This is a genomic window from Nocardioides renjunii (assembly GCF_034661175.1).
Lineage (GTDB): Bacteria > Actinomycetota > Actinomycetes > Propionibacteriales > Nocardioidaceae > Nocardioides > Nocardioides renjunii.
The window spans coordinates 1,740,038-1,756,676 of sequence record NZ_CP141058.1; the positions used below are offsets into that span (position 1 = coordinate 1,740,038).

At 69.0% G+C, this 16,639-nt stretch carries 14 protein-coding genes; 8 read left to right on the top strand and 6 right to left on the bottom strand.

The features are described from left to right. Positions 1 to 50 precede the first annotated feature (50 nt). Together SHK17_RS08385 and SHK17_RS08390 are read right to left on the bottom strand one after the other, a co-directional pair. A complete protein-coding gene (locus tag SHK17_RS08385; RefSeq protein ID WP_172273289.1) occupies positions 51 to 428 on the bottom strand; it encodes an SHOCT domain-containing protein in 378 nt (125 codons plus the stop codon). Positions 429 to 568: 140 nt separating this feature from the next. Continuing rightward, the gene (locus SHK17_RS08390) at positions 569 to 2,842 is read right to left on the bottom strand and encodes a LuxR C-terminal-related transcriptional regulator (RefSeq protein WP_322921737.1); all 2,274 of its coding nucleotides are present in this window, start codon (positions 2,840 to 2,842) and stop codon (positions 569 to 571) included. Positions 2,843 to 3,114: 272 nt separating this feature from the next. Here SHK17_RS08390 and SHK17_RS08395 point away from each other — a divergent pair, with 272 nt between their 5' ends. The 4 genes from SHK17_RS08395 to SHK17_RS08410 all read left to right on the top strand — a co-directional run bounded on the left by SHK17_RS08395 (position 3,115) and on the right by SHK17_RS08410 (position 8,031). Beyond that, entirely contained in the window at positions 3,115 to 3,942 is an 828-nt protein-coding gene (locus SHK17_RS08395; RefSeq protein ID WP_322921738.1) for an alpha/beta fold hydrolase, read from the top strand. Positions 3,943 to 3,948: 6 nt separating this feature from the next. Beyond that, positions 3,949 to 4,851, top strand: coding sequence for a bile acid:sodium symporter family protein (locus tag SHK17_RS08400; protein WP_172273280.1), 903 nt, complete (start codon positions 3,949 to 3,951; stop codon positions 4,849 to 4,851). Positions 4,852 to 4,885: 34 nt separating this feature from the next. Continuing rightward, the gene (locus SHK17_RS08405; RefSeq protein WP_322921739.1) at positions 4,886 to 6,322 is read left to right on the top strand and encodes a DUF2252 domain-containing protein; all 1,437 of its coding nucleotides are present in this window, start codon (positions 4,886 to 4,888) and stop codon (positions 6,320 to 6,322) included. Positions 6,323 to 6,432: 110 nt separating this feature from the next. Next, positions 6,433 to 8,031 carry an MFS transporter gene (locus tag SHK17_RS08410; protein WP_322921740.1) on the top strand — a complete coding sequence of 533 codons (1,599 nt, stop codon included), beginning with the start codon at positions 6,433 to 6,435 and terminating at the stop codon, positions 8,029 to 8,031. A gap of 505 nt (positions 8,032 to 8,536) precedes the next feature. Here the strand turns inward: SHK17_RS08410 and SHK17_RS08415 are convergent. Continuing rightward, positions 8,537 to 9,385, bottom strand: a complete 849-nt coding sequence (locus SHK17_RS08415; RefSeq protein ID WP_322921741.1) for an aldo/keto reductase — start codon at positions 9,383 to 9,385, stop codon at positions 8,537 to 8,539. A gap of 386 nt (positions 9,386 to 9,771) precedes the next feature. Here SHK17_RS08415 and SHK17_RS08420 point away from each other — a divergent pair, with 386 nt between their 5' ends. Continuing rightward, positions 9,772 to 11,049, top strand: a complete 1,278-nt coding sequence (locus tag SHK17_RS08420; RefSeq protein WP_322921742.1) for a hypothetical protein — start codon at positions 9,772 to 9,774, stop codon at positions 11,047 to 11,049. A 521-nt stretch (positions 11,050 to 11,570) separates the two neighbouring features. Here the strand turns inward: SHK17_RS08420 and SHK17_RS08425 are convergent. From SHK17_RS08425 to SHK17_RS08435, 3 genes are all read right to left on the bottom strand, one after another. After that, positions 11,571 to 11,861, bottom strand: a complete 291-nt coding sequence (locus SHK17_RS08425) for a hypothetical protein (protein ID WP_322423986.1) — start codon at positions 11,859 to 11,861, stop codon at positions 11,571 to 11,573. A 123-nt stretch (positions 11,862 to 11,984) separates the two neighbouring features. After that, the gene (locus SHK17_RS08430) at positions 11,985 to 13,511 is read right to left on the bottom strand and encodes a PucR family transcriptional regulator (RefSeq protein ID WP_322921743.1); all 1,527 of its coding nucleotides are present in this window, start codon (positions 13,509 to 13,511) and stop codon (positions 11,985 to 11,987) included. A gap of 346 nt (positions 13,512 to 13,857) precedes the next feature. Further along, positions 13,858 to 14,058 (bottom strand): ANTAR domain-containing protein, encoded by a 201-nt coding sequence (locus SHK17_RS08435; RefSeq protein WP_322921744.1) that lies wholly within the window; start codon positions 14,056 to 14,058, stop codon positions 13,858 to 13,860. A 423-nt stretch (positions 14,059 to 14,481) separates the two neighbouring features. Between SHK17_RS08435 and SHK17_RS08440 the strand changes: the two genes are divergently transcribed. Genes SHK17_RS08440 through SHK17_RS08450 form a run of 3 tightly spaced genes read left to right on the top strand, consistent with a single transcriptional unit; the run spans position 14,482 to position 16,521 of the window. After that, positions 14,482 to 15,648, top strand: a complete 1,167-nt coding sequence (locus SHK17_RS08440; protein WP_322423989.1) for a glutathione-independent formaldehyde dehydrogenase — start codon at positions 14,482 to 14,484, stop codon at positions 15,646 to 15,648. Between the two features lies 1 nt (position 15,649). Then, positions 15,650 to 16,222: a type 1 glutamine amidotransferase domain-containing protein gene (locus SHK17_RS08445; protein ID WP_322424362.1), complete on the top strand. Its 573-nt coding sequence runs from the start codon at positions 15,650 to 15,652 to the stop codon at positions 16,220 to 16,222. Continuing rightward, complete coding sequence (locus SHK17_RS08450) at positions 16,219 to 16,521, top strand: putative quinol monooxygenase (protein ID WP_322921745.1); 303 nt, start codon at positions 16,219 to 16,221, stop codon at positions 16,519 to 16,521. Before SHK17_RS08445 ends, SHK17_RS08450 begins: the two co-directional genes overlap by 4 nt. Positions 16,522 to 16,639: the final 118 nt, after the last annotated feature.

Here is a 16,639-nt window from a genome sequence, read left to right on the forward strand (position 1 = left end):
GAGGATGGACGTGCCGCTCGATCGCCGCACCCGGCCGGAGAGGTCCGGTCTCAGGCGAGAGCCTTCTGCTTGATCGCGTCGAACTCGGCCTGGTTGATGGTGCCGGCATCCATGAGGGACTTGGCCTGGGCGATGTCCGCGGCCGCACCGTTGGTGGTGGCGACGGACCGGATGTAGTCCTCCTGCTGCGCCCGTGCCTGCTCGAGGACACGGTTCTGCCGCTGCGCCATCCCGGGACCCCGCATCGCGAGGTAGACCAGCGCGGTCAGGAACGGCACGAAGACCAGGGCGAGCACCCAGGCCGCCTTGGCCAGACCGGACAGGTCACGGTCACGGAACACGTCGCTGATGATGGTGAAGAGCACCATCAACCAGGCGACGAACACGTAGCTGATGATGATGAACCAGATGATGTCCCAGAAGCTCATGGCGGTCCTTCTCTCCTGTGCCGGAGGTGGCACTGGCGGGAGCCTGACGTGCCTGCTGGTCGCGTGCCTCATCCGTGCCGGGTGAGGCCCGCTGTCGAGGCGACGGCCGGGTGACGACCGTCGAGGTCGTCCGGGACGCCTCAGACCAGCCCCTGCCGTCGTGCTGCGGCCACGGCCTCGGCCCGGGTGTGTGCCCCGAGCTTGCGGTAGACGGCCCGAGAGTGCGTCTTGACCGTGTTGGACGACAGGTACAGCTCGTCCGCTATCTGCCGCAGGCTCATGCTGCCCTGCAGCAGCTGCAGGATCTCCATCTCCCGCTCGGTGAGCTCCTGCCCGGCGAGGCTGCCCACGTGCGTCGACCTGAGCGTCCTCCGAACGGCCTCCGTGCGGACGTGCATCGCCGTCATGCCGTCGGCATACGCCGCCGTCCGTGACTCGAGCTCGCCGAGGAGGCTGGTGGCGAGGGCGGTCTCGCCGGCCTCGGCGGCCACCCCGGCGTGGACGAGGAGGTGGTGGATCATCCCCCACGGGCCGTGGGCTGAGGTGTCGCGTCGCAGCTCCAGCCCCCTGCCCAGGATGACGAGCGCATCGTCGACCCGGCCGACTGCTGCGCGTGCCCGACCGAGCGCCGTGTAGGCCAAGGAGGCTTGGGGCACTGCCCGCAACCCGTTGGCGTCGAGGACTTCCATGGCCCGCTCCGCATGTTCCTGGCTCTGCTCCAGGTGGCCCAGCTCGTCCTCGACGAGCGACTCCGTGGCCAGGCTCAGAGACCTGATGATGGAGGGGGCCCGATCGTTGTGCCTGGCCTCGGACAGCGGGACGCGGGCCCGGTCGAGGTCGCCTGCGACGTAGTAGGCGTGCCCGAGCGCGGTCCGGGCGAGTGCGTAGAACGGCGAATGGCGATCGGTCTCGAGGGTGGCGGCGCGCTGCGCCGAGGCACGCATGGTGAGGGGGCCGCCGTATCCGAAGAGGCCCTCGATCATCGCCATGGCAGACTCCACCGACCGTGTCCCGTCAGGAAGCGGTCCATGGTCTCGATGGTCCCGGAGCGCCGCCAGGCTGGCCTCCAGCGTGGACTCGTCGCCGATCAGGGCTGCCAGCCATGCGGCGGTCACGGTCGCTGCGGGTGGGGCTCCGTCAGGGGACGGCCCGAGGGCCGCGGACCAGCCGAGCACGGTGGCGACGCGTCCCGCGTCGACGTACTGGAGCCAGTGGCGCTGCGCGAGCGTGGCAGCACCCAGGGCGTCACCAGCAGCGATGAGGTGGCTGATCGCCTCGTCGACGTGGCCCGCCTCGGTGAACCACTGGGCGGCTCGGGAGTGCAGGGTGGCGACGTCATCCGGACGCGACACCTCGAGCTCGGTGCGCGCGACGGCCGCGAACAGGTGGTGGAAGCGATACCAGTGCCCGTCCTGGTCCAGCGGCGTGAGGAACAGGTTCGTGCGTTCCAGGTCGCGGAGGATCGTGGCCGATCCTGTTTTTCCGCGCACGTGGTCGCACAGAGAGGCAGTGAAGCGCTCGAGCAGCGAGACCTCGGTGATGAAGTCGCGGACGTGGCTCGGATGCCGACCGAGGACCTCCTCGGTCAGGTAGTCGGCGGTGAAGCGGTTGCCGTCGCGAAAGGCGCGGACGACGGCGCTGGGGGCCGACCGCCCCCCGAGCGACAAGGAGGCGAGATAGACGCCGGCGGGCCAGCCCTCGGTGCTCTCCATGAGCAGGTCGAACGACTCGGGGTCGAGCTCGACGTCGCTGCGCCCGAGCAGCAGTCCGGCTTCGTGAGGCGTGAAGCCCAAGGCGTCCGAGCGGAGCTCGAGAAGGTCGCTCGATGCCCGGAGCCGCCCCAGTCGTAGACCCGGGTCCGACCTGGTCGAGATGAGCAGGTGCGCCTGGGGCGGCAGGTGAGCGATGAGGAACTCCACCTGCGAGTGGGTGCGCGCGTCCTGGACGTACTGGAAGTCGTCGAGCACGATGACGATGTCGTGCGGTGCCGCGCGAAGGGCGTCGACGATGGCAGTCAGCGTCGAGCCAGGAGTGGTGGTGGCGCCGACCGTGCGGTCGACGGGTCCACCGGTCTCGAGCCGGCATCCCGCGCGCTCGAGTGCCGCAGCCACGTGGGTCCACAGCCGGTTGGCGTCGTTGTCGCCCGAGTCGAGGGACACCCATGCTGCCCGGGGGTGCTCCGCCTCCAGCCACTGCGCCAGCAGGGTCGTCTTCCCATACCCGGCGGGAGCGGCCGCCAGCGTGACGGGGTGGTCGCACACCGCACCCAGCCTCGTCAGCAGGCGCTGCCGCGGCACCCAGCTCTCGCGCGGTGGAGGCCACCGGAGCTTCGCCTCCAGGAACGGGTCGACCGTGGCGGCCGGAGCGGCTGGCAGGTGGTCGCGACCACGCCTGCCGTCAGCGCTCCCCGCCATCATCGTGCTCCTCGTCTGCGCCTGTGATGCCAGTCTGGCCCGATGTCGCACCCCATCGTGGAGCTGGACCAGACCGCGAGACCGGCGCGTCGAGCGGGGTGCGGGAGCTGTCGGATGGAGGGAGCTGTCCGCCCGACGTGCTGACCACCCGGCCGCTCACCCCGTGTGGGTGAGCCGCGGCCCCGTGGTGGAGCGCCATATTCGGCGCTCCAACCCATCCGGCAGGTGCCGATCGAGCGGCGGTGGTCGGACGACCTGGAAGGCAGCTGCCCGTGGAATCGACTCTGGTCAAGGTCGGCGAAGCCGACATCGAGTGCTTCGTGCACGGCGCCGGGAGGTCCATCATCCTCCTGCCGGGCGGCAGCTTGTCCGTCGGCTATCTCTCCGACCTGGCGAGCGCCCTTGCCGCGTCGGGCCTGTGCGCAGTGCGGCTGAACCCACGAGGCGCCGGACGGAGCGTGGGGCCGATGGAGGACCTGACGCTGCACGACTACGCATCGGACGTCGCCGGTGTGGCGCAGGAGCTCGGCCTCGCTCCCACGGTCGTGCTCGGACACGCCTTCGGCAACCGGATCGCGCGAACCGTCGCCGGCGACCACCCGGACCTCGTCCGAGGCGTCGTCCTGGTCTCCGCGGGTGGGAAGGTCGAGCCGGTCCCCAAGGCACAGCGCGCGTTGGCGACGCTGTTCACGCCGACCGCCACGGAGGCCGAGGTGGTGGAGGCGATGCGCTGGATGGTGGGCTCGCCGGAGAACGCGGCGAGCGTCTGGGAGCGGTTCAAGGGCGACCGCGCTCCAGGGGCGGCCGCGGCACAGATGAGCGCCGCCCGAGCCACCCCTCTGGAGGAGTGGTGGGCTCCACCCGGTGACGTCGCCTACCTCGTGGTGCAAGGTCTGGACGACGCTCCGGCGCCGCCGGCGAACGGGCATCTCCTGAAGGACGAGCTGGGTGATCGAGTGACCGTGGTGGACATCCCCGCCGCCGGACATCTGCAGCCGCTCGAGGCGCCGTCGGTGGTGGCCGAGGCCGTCATCTCGTTCGTCTCGTCCCTCGACGATCCCGTGCCGTCGGGCCGGCCCGTGCGATCGAGCGGGAGCTGAGGAGCGATGGAGCTCAGCAGTGTGATCCTGGTCCTCGCCCAAGTGGCGGGTCTGCTGTTCGTCATCGCCAGCATGCTCGCGATGGGCCTGGCGCTCACCATCCCCCACATCCTCGCGTCGGTGTCGAACGTCCGCCTGATGCTCTTCGCGCTGGGGGTGAACTTCATCCTCGTGCCCGGCCTCGCCTATGCGGCGGCCGAGCTGCTCATCTCCGACGACAACCCGGGGCTCAAGACCGGTCTCATCCTCGTCGGCGCGGCGGCGGGAGCGCCGTTCCTCCCGAAGCTGGTGCAGACCGCCGGCGGACCGCTCGGGCTGGGTGTGGGGCTCATGGTCGCGCTGATGGTGGTGACCATCGTGTACCTCCCGCTCGCCCTCCCGGTCCTGCTCCCCGGCGACGTGCAGGTCGACTCGTGGGAGATCGCCAAGTCCTTGATCTTCCTCATGCTCCTGCCCCTCGGCGTCGGGCTGCTCGTCCGAGCCCGCTACCAGGAGCTCGCGGCCAGGTTCCAGCCCGTCGCCACCCAGGTGTCGACGATGGCGGTCGCGTTCTTGATGGTCACCCTGCTGGTGGTCAACTTCCGTCAGATCGTCGACACGGTCGGGACGGGAGGCATCCTCGCCGCGCTCATCGTCCTGGCCGGCTCGTTCGCCGCCGGCTTCGTCGTGGGCGGTCGTCCCGAGGAGAACCGATCAGTCCTCGGCCTCGGCACGGCTCAGCGCAACCTGTCTGCGGCGATCGTCGTCGCCGCGCAGAACTTCGGGGACGATCCCGAGGTCATCACCATGGTCATGGTGGTCGGCGTCATCGGCCTCGTGATGCTGTTCGCCGTTGCCGGCGAGCTGGGGAGGCGGTCGAAGGCCCGCGCCACCGCCGAGCCGACCGAGCCTGCGACCAACGCCGGCTGACTGCCACCGCGAGCGTGAGGAAGGGAAGTGCCCCATGGTCACAGCTGGGCCGGAGCGCCGCACGGTCGAGGAGCGCACGGCGCTGGGCAAGCGTTCCCGCGAGCGGGCACCCCGGTCCGGGCAGGCGGCCTGGGCCCCACCACCGGACCGGGTGGACCCGGTCGCGCTGCTCGAGGAGCAGGGCTTGACCCGTGAGCAGGACCTGTTGCCGGTCCGGTACGGGCGGATGATGGCGTCGGCGTTCACGTTCTACCGCGGAGCGGCGAAGATCATGGCCGCCGACCTGCGCCACACCGACACGGCCGGCCTGGACGCCCAGCTGTGCGGCGACACCCACCTGTCGAACTTCGGCATGTTCGCCTCGCCCGAACGCATCCTGCTGATCGACCTGAACGACTTCGACGAGACGTTGCCCGGCCCCTTCGAGTACGACGTGAAGCGGCTGGCGACGAGCGTCACGATCGCGGCGCGCCACAACGGGTTGACCGAGGACGAGGCACGGGAGGCGACCTCGGCGTCGGTCACTGCCTACCGCACCGCGATGACGGAGTTCGCCGGCATGCGCACCCTCGACGTCTGGTACGCCCGTCGCTCCGAACGCGACTTCAGCGCCGCGCTCGCGGAGGCGGCGGAGAGCCAGACGGACAAGAACCGCCGCAAGGTCGTACGAGAGGCCTCGCGCGCCACGGCGAAGGCCGTCCGGAAGGCACGGACGCGCGACAGCTCCCAGGCGCTGGCGAAGCTCGCCGAGCACGTGGACGGCAGCTACCGGATCGCGAGCCGGCCACCGAACATCGTTCCCGCACGCGAGCTCAGCGGCGTGATGGGAGTCTCCTCCACCGAGCTGCAGTCGGCGATCGAGACGCAGTTCGCCGCATACCGGGCGTCGTTGCCAGACGACCGACGTCACCTGCTCGACAGGTTCGAGCTGGTCGACGTGGCCCGCAAGGTCGGGGGAGTCGGCAGCGTCGGCACCCGCACCTACATCGCCCTGCTCCAGGGGCGCGACGAGCGGGACCCACTCTTCCTGCAGGTGAAGGAGGCGACGAGGTCGGTGCTCGAGGACCACCTGCCGGCGAGCGGCTACGACCAGCCCGGCGAGCGGGTGGTGCGCGGGCAACGCATGATGCAGGCGGCGAGCGACATCTTCCTGGGCTGGGCGCCGGGCGTGGAGACCGACCGCCACTACTACTGGCGCCAGCTGCGGGACATGAACGCGTCGGCGGACGTCGAGTCGATGGCCGGTCCGGTCCTGACGCTGTACGCACGCGAGTGCGGGTGGACGCTGGCCCGCGCCCATGCCCGGTCCGGTGACCCGGTCGCCATCTCGGCCTACCTGGGGAGGGGCGACGACTTCGACGGCGCCGTGACCGAGTTCGCCAGCGCGTACGCCGACCAGAACGAGCGGGACTTCGACGACTTCAGGCAGGCGGTCCGGAGCGGACGACTGGCGGCCACCGAAGGGGTCTGACCGACCGCGGACCACCCGTCCCGGGGGAGGCGACCGGCTGCGCCCCCGCGGCACCCTGCGGCATGGGCCGGGAGTCGGGAGCGGCGTCAGCCGGCGCAGCCGGGGGCTTCGTGCTCCTCACACTGAGCTCCGGCCAGTTCCTGATGACCTTGGACAGCTCGGTCATGAACGTGTCCATCGCCCAGGTCGCCAAGGACGTCGGCACGACCGTCACCGGCGTCCAGACGGCCATCACGCTGTACACGCTCGTGATGGCCACCCTCATGATCACCGGCGGCAAGATCGGCACGATGATCGGGCACCGCCGCGCGTTCTCGATCGGGTGCGTCATCTACGCGGCGGGTTCCCTGACCACCGCCCTGGCGCCGAGCCTCGCCGTCCTCATCCTCGGGTGGTCGTTCCTCGAGGGCATCGGAGCCGCGCTCATCATGCCCGCGATCGTGGCGATGGTGGCGTCGAACTTCCCGGCGGACCAGCGCCCACGCGCCTACGGGCTCGTCGCCGCAGCCGGAGCGATCGCCGTGGCCGCGGGTCCGCTGATCGGCGGCGCCTTCACGACGTACCTGTCCTGGCGACTGGTGTTCGTCGGCGAGGTCGTCGTGGTCGTGGTGATCCTCGTGATGGTCCGGAGGTTGCAGGGCGTCGAGAGCCGACAGGCGTTCGCCCTCGACCACGTCGGCGTCGTGCTGTCCGCTGCCGGCCTCGGGACCGCCGTGTACGGCGTCCTCCGGTCGGGCGAGTGGGGATGGGTGCAGGCCAAGCCGGGGGCGCCGGACCTGATGGGCCTGTCCGGCACGCTGTGGCTGGTCCTGGGCGGTCTCGTCATCGTGCGGGTGTTCTTCTGGTGGGAGCAGCGGGTCACAGCGTCTGGTGGAGAGGCGCTCATCGACCCCCGGGTGCTGGGCAACCCGGTGCTCGTCGGCGGGCTGCTCATGTTCTTCTTCCAGTACCTCATCCAGGCCGGTCTGTTCTTCATCGTCCCGCTCTTCCTGTCCGTCGCCCTCGGGCTGAGCGCCGTCGAGACCGGCGTCCGGCTGCTCCCGCTGTCGGTGGCGCTGCTGGTGGCCGCCGTCGGCGTGCCGAAGGTCTGGCCCGGCGCGTCGCCGCGACGCGTCGTCACCGTCGGGCTGGCGCTGCTCCTGGCCGGTGTCGTCTCACTGATGGCGGCCCTGGAGGTCGGGGTCGGGGCGGAGGTCGTCACCGTTCCGCTGCTCCTGGCCGGTCTCGGCGTCGGCGCGCTGGCGTCGCAGCTGGGTGCGGTGACGGTGTCCGCCGTGCCCGACGAGCAGGCCGGCGATGTCGGGGGGCTGCAGAACACCTCGAGCAACCTCGGTGCCTCGCTGGGCACCGCGCTCGCCGGCTCCGTGCTGATCGGCGCCCTGACCGCCAGCCTCGTGCAGGGCATCCAGGACAACCCGGACGTGCCGGCTTCTGTGTCCACGTCAGCATCTGTCGAGCTGTCCGGAGGCGTTCCGTTCGTCTCGACCGCCGACCTCGAGGCGGCGCTCAGCGACGCGGACGTCGCCGGTGCGACCGCCGACGCGGTGGTCGAGGAGAACGAGTCGGCGCGCATCGCCGGGCTCAGGGCCAGCCTGGCCATCCTCGCCCTGCTGGCGACGGTCGCGCTGTTCCTGACCCGTTTCGTCCCGCGGTCACCAGTCGGGCGGCTCCCCGCCGAGACGGCGAGCGGTCCGCCCGGAGCGGCCTGAGCCGGACCCCCACCGCACGTGCGACCGCCTCAGCGCTACATGCCGGTCGTCAGCCGGTGTTGTCGACGGTCGATTCTCGTGCTGCGGTGAACGCCGGGTCGCTGTGTCCGAGGTACTCGGAGACGGCTCGGATCGACTCTCCGGCGTCGAGGAGGACCGAGGCGTACCAGTGGCCCACGGGCGTGGGTTCCGTTGTCGCGGCTGGGTTCGACCCCAGTGGCTTTCTGGGCGGGGCGCCACAGGTTGCTGTTGAAGTAGTTGCGGTTGAGCGCGGACCTCGCTCGTGTCGTGAGCAGCAAGCGAACGGCGACTCGTTCCTCGTTCTCGGGGGTGTTCCACAGGAGCTCGACGCGCGCGGGGTGGGGAATGCGGCCGTGTGCGCGTTGACCTCGTCGCTGACGCTCGGGGGCAACGGCACCGTCCGCAGCGCTCCGTTTCGGAACCAACCACGACCAGTCCATTTGCCCCACAGGTGGCTCCTGCTCGCGCCTCGTCGACGCGCAGATCAGAGCATCTCGAGCGGCACCTTGCAGGATGGTGGTGGAAACATCTGGTCGAGCTGTTCCAGCTCCGCTGCGCTGAAGCTGATCTCCAGCGCGGCGCGGTTCTCCGCCACGCGCGCCGGAGTGGAGGCTTTCACGATGGCGAACACCTCAGGGACTCGCAGCACCCAGGCGAGGGCCAGCTGGGCCGCGGTCACTCCCTTCGCGGCGGCCATGTCACTGACCGCTGGGTCCTCGAGCAGCCGGCCGTGGTCGACCGGGGAGTAGGCCATGAGGGGCAGGCCGGCCTCGCGACAGCGCGGGAGAAGGTCGTATTCAGGGCCGCGGCGGGCCAGGTTGTACAGCACCTGATCGGTCTGCACCCGCGCTCCGCCCGGCACCGAGGCCAGCTCGTCCAGGTCGGGGGCGTCGAAGTTGCTCACACCCCAGCCGCGAATCAGCCCGGCCTGCACCAGTTCCTCGAACGCCGCCACCGTGTCTGCCAACGGCACTCGCCCGCGCCAGTGCAGCAGGTACAAGTCGAGGTGATCGGTGCCCAACCGCCGCAAGCTGGCCTGGCACGCCTCCACCGTCCCTCGTCGCGTGGCGTTGTTGGGCATCACCTTGCTGACGAGGTAGACACTGTCCCGCCGTCCCGCTATGACCTCGCCGACGAGCTCCTCGGCGGCGCCGTGGCCGTACATCTCGGCGGTGTCGATCAGCGTCAGGCCACTCTCGATGCCCGTGCGCAGGGCGGCGAACTCGGTAGCGCGCCGGGCGCGCTGCTCACCCAGGTACCAGGTGCCGAGGCCCAGCGCCGGGACGATGCCCCCGTTGGGCAGGGACACGGCGCGGATGGCGGGTGCGGTCATGGCGGTGTCCTCGGGGTGCGGCTGGCGGAACGAGGGGTGTGGAGGGTCGGGCCGGGTGTCGACTCGCGGCCAGGATTGGCCCGTGGCAGCCCGAGTAGAACGGGGCTGGAGCAACACAGCAGTTCCCTCGACCATGGTAGGCCCGGAAATCGAGTTCGAGTTCGGGGCAGGTCCAGGGTCTGCTCTCGAGGAAGCTGTGACACGCGCTGCGCACGCGTTCTGGCGTGCCTGGGCAACGGGGACAACAACTGAGCAACGGAGCATCCGGATCTGCCGCGATGCGCGCAGATCTGCCGATGAGCGGACGTCGGCCTCAGTCAGCAGGTCGTCACAACCTTCTGGTCCGATGCGTCGTCGTACTGGTAGGTCGACGATCAAGGGGAATCATGAGGACCATCAGTCTGACCGCCGTCGCGCTTCTAGGCGCGGTGCTGCTCGCGCCAGTGGGCACGGCCGCCGCAGCGGGCGAGACATGTCAGGGGCAGGCGGCGACCATCGTCGGGACGCCCGGGGGTGAGATCACCGGCACGGAGGGCGCGGACGTCATTGTCACGAACGACGCGACGCGAGTCGACGCGCTCGGCGGCGATGACCTCGTGTGCGCGACCGGCGAGCGTAGCGGCTACGACTCCGCCACCGGCACCTTCACTTTCGTCCCCGCCATCCTCGGCGCGGGGGCCGACACGTTCATCCCCTCCGAGCGGAGCGGATCCACGATCTACGCGGGCACCGTCGACGGCACCGACACCGAGGCCGACGTCATCCGCCTCAGCTGGACCGCCGGCCTCGTCATCTCCGGCATGCCGGGCCGGCCGAACGCCGACATCATCGACCTCGGCGGCAGCGGCGACGTCAGGTGGAGCGGCATCCAAACCGCTCCGGGCGCGGTGTCCGCGGCGATCAACAGCATCGGCACCGGCGACTTGAGCGTTCGATCCGTGAACGGCGACGTCACCATGGACGCCCGCGGCACGGTGACGGGGGTCGACACCGCGCTTACCTGGACGGGCCGGCTCGCCCGGCTCGGTTTCACTACGTCGGCCAAGCACGGACGGTTCACGTTCCGCGGAACCGACAGCATGGAGCACATCAAGGTCAACGCGCCGACGACGTATGACCGCGACATCGCGCTCGGCAGCGGCAACGACCTCTACGAGTCGAACAGCCTGGGCGGAAAGGCGACGCGGATCAAGGGCGACATCGGGCGCAACACACTGCTGCTCGACCTCAAGAGCCACGACCGGGTGCGCGCCGACCTGAGCCGTTCCCGGGTGACGGCCACCAAGGCGGGCGTCACGGACTCGATCCGCATCAGCGACTTCAATGGCCTCATCGTGGCCGCGAAGCGCGCCGTCGTCATCGGCACCGACCGCACGGACTTCATCAGGGTCGCCGCGTGCCGGACGACGATCAAGGGAAAGAAGGGCGGGGACGAGCTCTACGTTGACTACAAGCTCAAGAGTCATGGCGCAGAATTTTTGACCCCGCCTCGGTGCTCCGACTACGAGGCCACGATCGACGGCGGCTCCGGCAACGACTTCATCACCGGGAACTACGGCGATGACCGCCTCATCGGCGGCCCTGGCAACGACAGCGTGCGGGGTCAAGACGGGCGCGACGTGTGCCAGGGCGAGACGATTCGGGGATGCGAGAAGCGCATCTGACCCAGCGATAGGCGCCTCTCGTGTGCCCCGCAGCGGGTCAGGTAGCAGCCGCACGACTTCTCCAAAGCGTCCACTCATGCCGCGTTGCGTATGTCTTTCCGGCCTCAGCCGACGCCTGTACGTCACGGAGGTGGTTGTACCGAGTACTGGGCGTTGGCATCACTTACGGCAGTACACACATCGGCGATGTCACGGACTCGCTGCGCACGTTCGAAGCCGCGGCGCTGGTGCCGGGGGCAGGTGCGGTCCAGCCAGAAGGAAGAGACCCGATTCGTCGCCAGCGCCTGTGGGCCGGGGTCGTTGGAGAGCTCGGCAGCGCCCAGCCCCGACCGAACGTGAAGCAGAGCCGAGCCGTCCCGGAGGCTTGGAGAGCACGTCACATCTTCGTGCGGACGAAACCATCGTCCGTGAATGCATGGGGTGCGAGGTACTTGGTGAGCGTCCATGTGAGTTGGTCAGTGAGGCAAGCTGGGCGCGGCTCGACCGAGATCCCGTTCACCGTAGGGGCCGCGACGACCGTGTCACGCGGTCTCCGGCGCGGCGCAGGTCGAGCCGTCCGGCCGGCGAGGAGTCCGGTCGCGCAACCACTGTGTGGTCCCAGCAGCCATGCCGCGCGACTTGGGCATTCGGTCCAGCGGAACCACGATCAGCGAGGCTTCGTTCGGGAGCGACCACTTGATGGCGTGGTAGACCGACGAGAGCGATTCGGTGCTCTCCAGCGCGAGCAGGCCGGGTGCGATGAGCCGCGCTTCGTGCCACGGCCCCTCGAGGTCCTGCACGGGATCCGAGGTCCAAGCCAGATAGACGGTCACGGGGTCACGTTCCATGACGAATCGGGACGCAACCCCGTCTGCTCCGCCGGCCGCATGTGGTCCCTGGCCTGAACACGGGCGATATGACCGCCATGAACCAGGATCGAGCGACGTCGTGCGAGCTCATCGGACTCCGGTGCGGCGGAGTCGCCAGGCGCGCAGTGCCAGGTGCAGGTTGAGCTTCGTGTCGACGTCGGCCAGGTCGTGGCCGGATATCGCGGTGATGCGGCTGAGCCGGTAGCGCAGCGTGTTGCGGTGGACCGAGAGCGCACGTGCCGTGTCGGCGTACCTGCCGCCCAGATCGAGGTACATCGCGAGCGTGTGTACGAGATCGGTGCCATGACCGTCGTCATAGTTCATGAGGTCTGCCAGCCAGTGATCGATCAGACGTTCGACCTCACCGACGTTGCCGTCGAGGGCGAGGATCCGTTCGACCCCCAGATCGGAGTAGGCGACGGAGCCGCGCGGGTCGCTGGACTGCCGCCGTGCCGTGAGCGCTCTCTGGGCCTGCTCATAGGCGTGCGGGATGTGCTCGGGTGAACTGCTGGGCTCACCCTTGGCGATCAAGCCGTCGTTGTCGCCATGCGCGCGACACAGGTCCTCGTACAACAGGCCGATGTCGACACCGTGGTGGACGAGACCCACCACCATGCCTTGGGTCCGGGTCAGCAGGCAGGGCAGTCGCTGATGCGCCACGGCGGTCCTGACTCGATCCACGTCCCGGTCGCTGGCCCACGTGCCCGTGTCGGACGACCACGTCGACACGACCAGGTCATGTCGACCGCGAAGATCGTAGCCCTGCGCGGCCGCTCGGCCGATGGCCGCTTCCACAGGAATGCCGGTGACAAGGTCTTCGAGCAGGTCACGACTCAGCCGGTTCTCCATCTCGCCCATCGCTGCGGCATGCCCCCGAAGCAGTCCGAGCGCGACGCTGGCGTACTGCAGCGCGACGCTGGCGTTGTCATCGCTCTGCCCTGGGTCCGTCGGCATCACCAGCTCGACCGTGCCGAACTCCGGCCGTCCGCCGATCACCGCCACGAGGGGGTCTCCGATGCCGGCCACAGGTGACCGGTCGGTCAAGGTGACCCGCGTCGTCTCGTGCGCGAATCCATCCCGAACGACGACGGCGCACCCTGTGAGTCGGCTCAACGACGTGGCCATGTCCAGCTCGGTCCCGGTGGCAGCGAGGTGGATGAACTCGTCCTGCACCGCCTCCCGGTGGCGGAGAGCGGCAAGGGCGCCAGCCAACTCCGTGTTGGCCGAGTCGAGCTCGGCTGCGCGTCGATGGTCGCGCTCATGGAGCTCGGCGTCCACGAGCGCACTACCAAGGAGGTGGCCGAGACGCTCGATGACGACCACCTGCTCGTCAACGGGCCTGGTGGAGTGCCTCAGGACCAACTGCCCCGATGAGCCGGACAAGGCGGCGACGGCCGTCGTACACGTCCAGTAGTCGCCGAGGTCCTCGACCAACGTCCGGTCACCGGACCCGAGGCTCGGCTTCGTCGCCTGCCCGGGGGGCCAGGTGGTCCACTGCTCGTGCCGTTGGAACGTCGCCTGAACGAGCTGGCAGCCAGTTACCGACTCCACCGCCTGGCCGAGCACGTCGAGGACCTCGTCGACATCGTGGCTGTCCAGCCTCAGCAGTGACACCACCAGGAGCTCAGGGAGCTCGGCTCTCGACGGCGGCTCAGGGTCGGGAAGAGAAGAGGACAGCACATACGTGGCGCTTGTCATAAGGGATTCCGGTCTGTGCGCGATGCGGATGGCAGGCGCTACCGGGTCTGGGGCAGCATCACAGTGGTGACGACGTGTCTTCAGGTTAGACCGGAGAGGCACCATGGACAATGCTCGTTCGCCACCAACAGGCCCACATCCGGATCTGCCGATGAGCGGATGCGTGGCTTCCTGGCGGCATTCACCTGGTCGGCCGCGTCACGCCACTCTGCCGTCCCCATGGCTAGGGATGTCCCGAGCCTGAAGACGTCTTTCGCGATACCTAGGACTTGCGATTCTCGTGCATCGACCGCCGGCGCACGTACGAGAAGGCGACCTCCGCGTCGATGTCGAGCCGGGCCATCAGGATGCCTATGGCCTGGCCGGTAAGTGCTCGGCTTTCGAGGGCTTCGCGGAGCTGTCGGTTCTCCGCCTCGAACCCGGTGAGGGCACGCCGCAGGTCCCGCTCGTTGTTCGACTCCACAGTTTGAAGCGAGGGAGGCTCCGAGAGGGCCATGGCTGGATGCCTGGCCGGTCGGCACGTCGACGGGGGTTCTTCACCACGAGACCGGAGAGCGAGTTCCGGGGATGCGATGTGACGACCTCGAATGCGGCGTCGGCACCCACGTCCCCTTTTGTCGTGTCGCGGCTGGACGCTCTCCGAGACCCGAGGCGCCTCGGATGCGAGCTCGGGTGCCTGGTGGTTCATCGATCTCACCAACTCCCGACCAGAGCATCAGTCGAGCACCGGCTGTCTCCCGTGAACACCGTCCAAAGGGGTGGGGTTGGTGCCCCAGGTCCAAAGAGCACTCGTGACTTCGGCCTGCTGTGCCCATGACTCGCCGGTGGTTCGTTGCGAGTGTCGAAGGCGTGCGGACATGACCACCACAACGATTGGAGATTCGCCATGAAGGCTGTCGTCTATCAGGGACCCCGCGACGTTGCGGTCACGGATGTTCCCGACGCCGAGATCGAGCGACCGACCGATGTGCTGGTCAGGATGACCACGACCAACATCTGCGGCTCGGACCTGCACATGTACGAAGGACGGACCTCCTTCGAGGAGGGCCGGACGTTCGGGCACGAGAACATGGGGGAGGTCGTGGAGGTCGGCCAGGGTGTGGAGAAGGTGAAGGTCGGGGACCGGGTCGTGTTGCCGTTCAACATCTCGTGCGGATTCTGCAAGAACTGCGAACGCGGGCTGACGAACTACTGCCTGACCACCCAGCCGGAGCCATCGTTCGCGGGCGCGGCCTACGGGTTCGCCGACATGGGCCCGTACGGCGGCGGCCAGGCGGAGCTTCTCCGGGTGCCCTTCGGCGACCACAATGCGCTGCGCCTGGGTGAGGACGCGGAGGAGAAGGAGAACGACTACGTCATGCTCTCCGACATCTTCCCCACCGGATACCACGCCACCGAGATGGCCGGTGTGATCCCGGGCGACAGTGTGGTGATCGCCGGGGCCGGGCCGGTGGGACTGATGGCCGCCCTGTCCGCGACGATCAAGGGCGCCGCCAAGGTGATGGTCGTCGATCGCCACCCCGACCGACTCGCGCTGGCCGAGCAGATCGGTGCCATCGCCATCGACGACTCGAAGACCGACCCCGTGCAGGCCGTGCTGGACCAGACCATGGGGCTCGGGGCGGACCGTGGCTGCGAGTGCGTGGGCTATCAGGCCCACGATCCGCAGGGCAACGAGGATCCGGCGGCGACCTTGAACATGCTGATCAACTCGGTCCGTTTCACTGGAGGGATCGGCACTGTCGGCGTGTTCGTTCCGCAGGACCCCGGGGGGAAGGACGAGCTGGCCAAGCAGGGCAAGGTGGCCGTCGACTTCGGTATGCACTGGTTCAAGGGCCAGACCATGGGCAACGGTCAGTGCCCGGTCAAGAAGTACAACCGTCGCCTGCGGGACCTGATCGCGGCCGGCAAGGCGACGCCTTCCTGGATCGTGTCGCACGAGATCTCGCTGGACCAGGCGGCCGACGCCTACAAGAACTTCGACTCCCGGTCCGAGGGCTGGACCAAGGTCGTCATCAAGCCCGGAATGTCGACCGGGAAGAAGGCGAGCTGACATGGCCGAGACCTTGCAGGGCAGGAGGGTCGCGATACTTGCCGCAGACGGCGTGGAACGCGTCGAGCTCGAGCAGCCCCGCGAGGCACTGGACCAGGCGGGCGCCCAGACCGACCTGCTGTCCATCCATGACGGTGAGATCAAGGCCCGCGAGAACGACCTGGACGCAGCGGGCACCTTCATCGTCGACGGACTGGTCACCGACGCCTTCGTGGGCGACTACGACGCACTTCTACTTCCCGGCGGCACGGTGAACCCCGACCAGCTCCGGGTCGACCGGGACGCGGTCGCGTTCGTCCGCGATTTCGTCCGCAGCGGCAAACCCGTCGCGGCGATCTGCCACGGCCCCTGGACATTGATCGAGGCCGGCGTGGTCACGGGTCGCACCCTGACGTCTTACCCGAGCATCCGCACCGACCTGCGCAACGCCGGCGCCGAGGTCCTCGACCAGGAAGTCGTGGTCGAGGGGAATCTGACCACCAGCCGATCACCCGATGACCTACCCGCGTTCTGCGCCACGGTCGTGGCGGAATTCGCCGCCGCCAACTCGACTCAGGAAACGGTGGGGTCGTGAGCGTGACCAAGGGTTTGTTGGTCAGGTTCGACGCGCTGCCCGGCAAGGAGGACGAGGTGGTGGAATTTCTCGACGCCGGCCTCGGGCTGGTCGAGCAGGAGCCGGCAACCATCGCGTGGTTCGCCATCCGGCTCGGGCCGTCCTCGTTCGGGATCTTCGACGTGTTCCCCGACGACGCCGGCCGCGACACGCACCTGTCCGGCCCGGTCGCTGCAGCCCTCGGCGAGCAGACCGGCGCGTTGTTCTCCGAACCCACGATCGAGAAGCTCGACGTACAGGCCTCCAAGCTCCCCAGCTGAGGCACGGCCCCCGACACGGGCACGAGCAGACAGGCTGCAGCACGAGTGCGCCGACGTCGCCGCACGCAACGTATGGACGACGGCTGGTCCGAGGTCGTCCTCCGGCCCGGCCTCACCG

Coding starts and splice junctions, on each gene's coding strand:
- SHK17_RS08445 (WP_322424362.1), top strand. CDS start 15,650: ATGGCCGAGACCTTGCAGGGCAGGAGGGTCGCGATACTTGCCGCAGAC.
- SHK17_RS08440 (WP_322423989.1), top strand. CDS start 14,482: ATGAAGGCTGTCGTCTATCAGGGACCCCGCGACGTTGCGGTCACGGAT.
- SHK17_RS08400 (WP_172273280.1), top strand. CDS start 3,949: ATGGAGCTCAGCAGTGTGATCCTGGTCCTCGCCCAAGTGGCGGGTCTG.
- SHK17_RS08420 (WP_322921742.1), top strand. CDS start 9,772: ATGAGGACCATCAGTCTGACCGCCGTCGCGCTTCTAGGCGCGGTGCTG.
- SHK17_RS08405 (WP_322921739.1), top strand. CDS start 4,886: ATGGTCACAGCTGGGCCGGAGCGCCGCACGGTCGAGGAGCGCACGGCG.
- SHK17_RS08385 (WP_172273289.1), bottom strand. CDS start 428: ATGAGCTTCTGGGACATCATCTGGTTCATCATCATCAGCTACGTGTTC.
- SHK17_RS08390 (WP_322921737.1), bottom strand. CDS start 2,842: ATGGCGGGGAGCGCTGACGGCAGGCGTGGTCGCGACCACCTGCCAGCC.
- SHK17_RS08415 (WP_322921741.1), bottom strand. CDS start 9,385: ATGACCGCACCCGCCATCCGCGCCGTGTCCCTGCCCAACGGGGGCATC.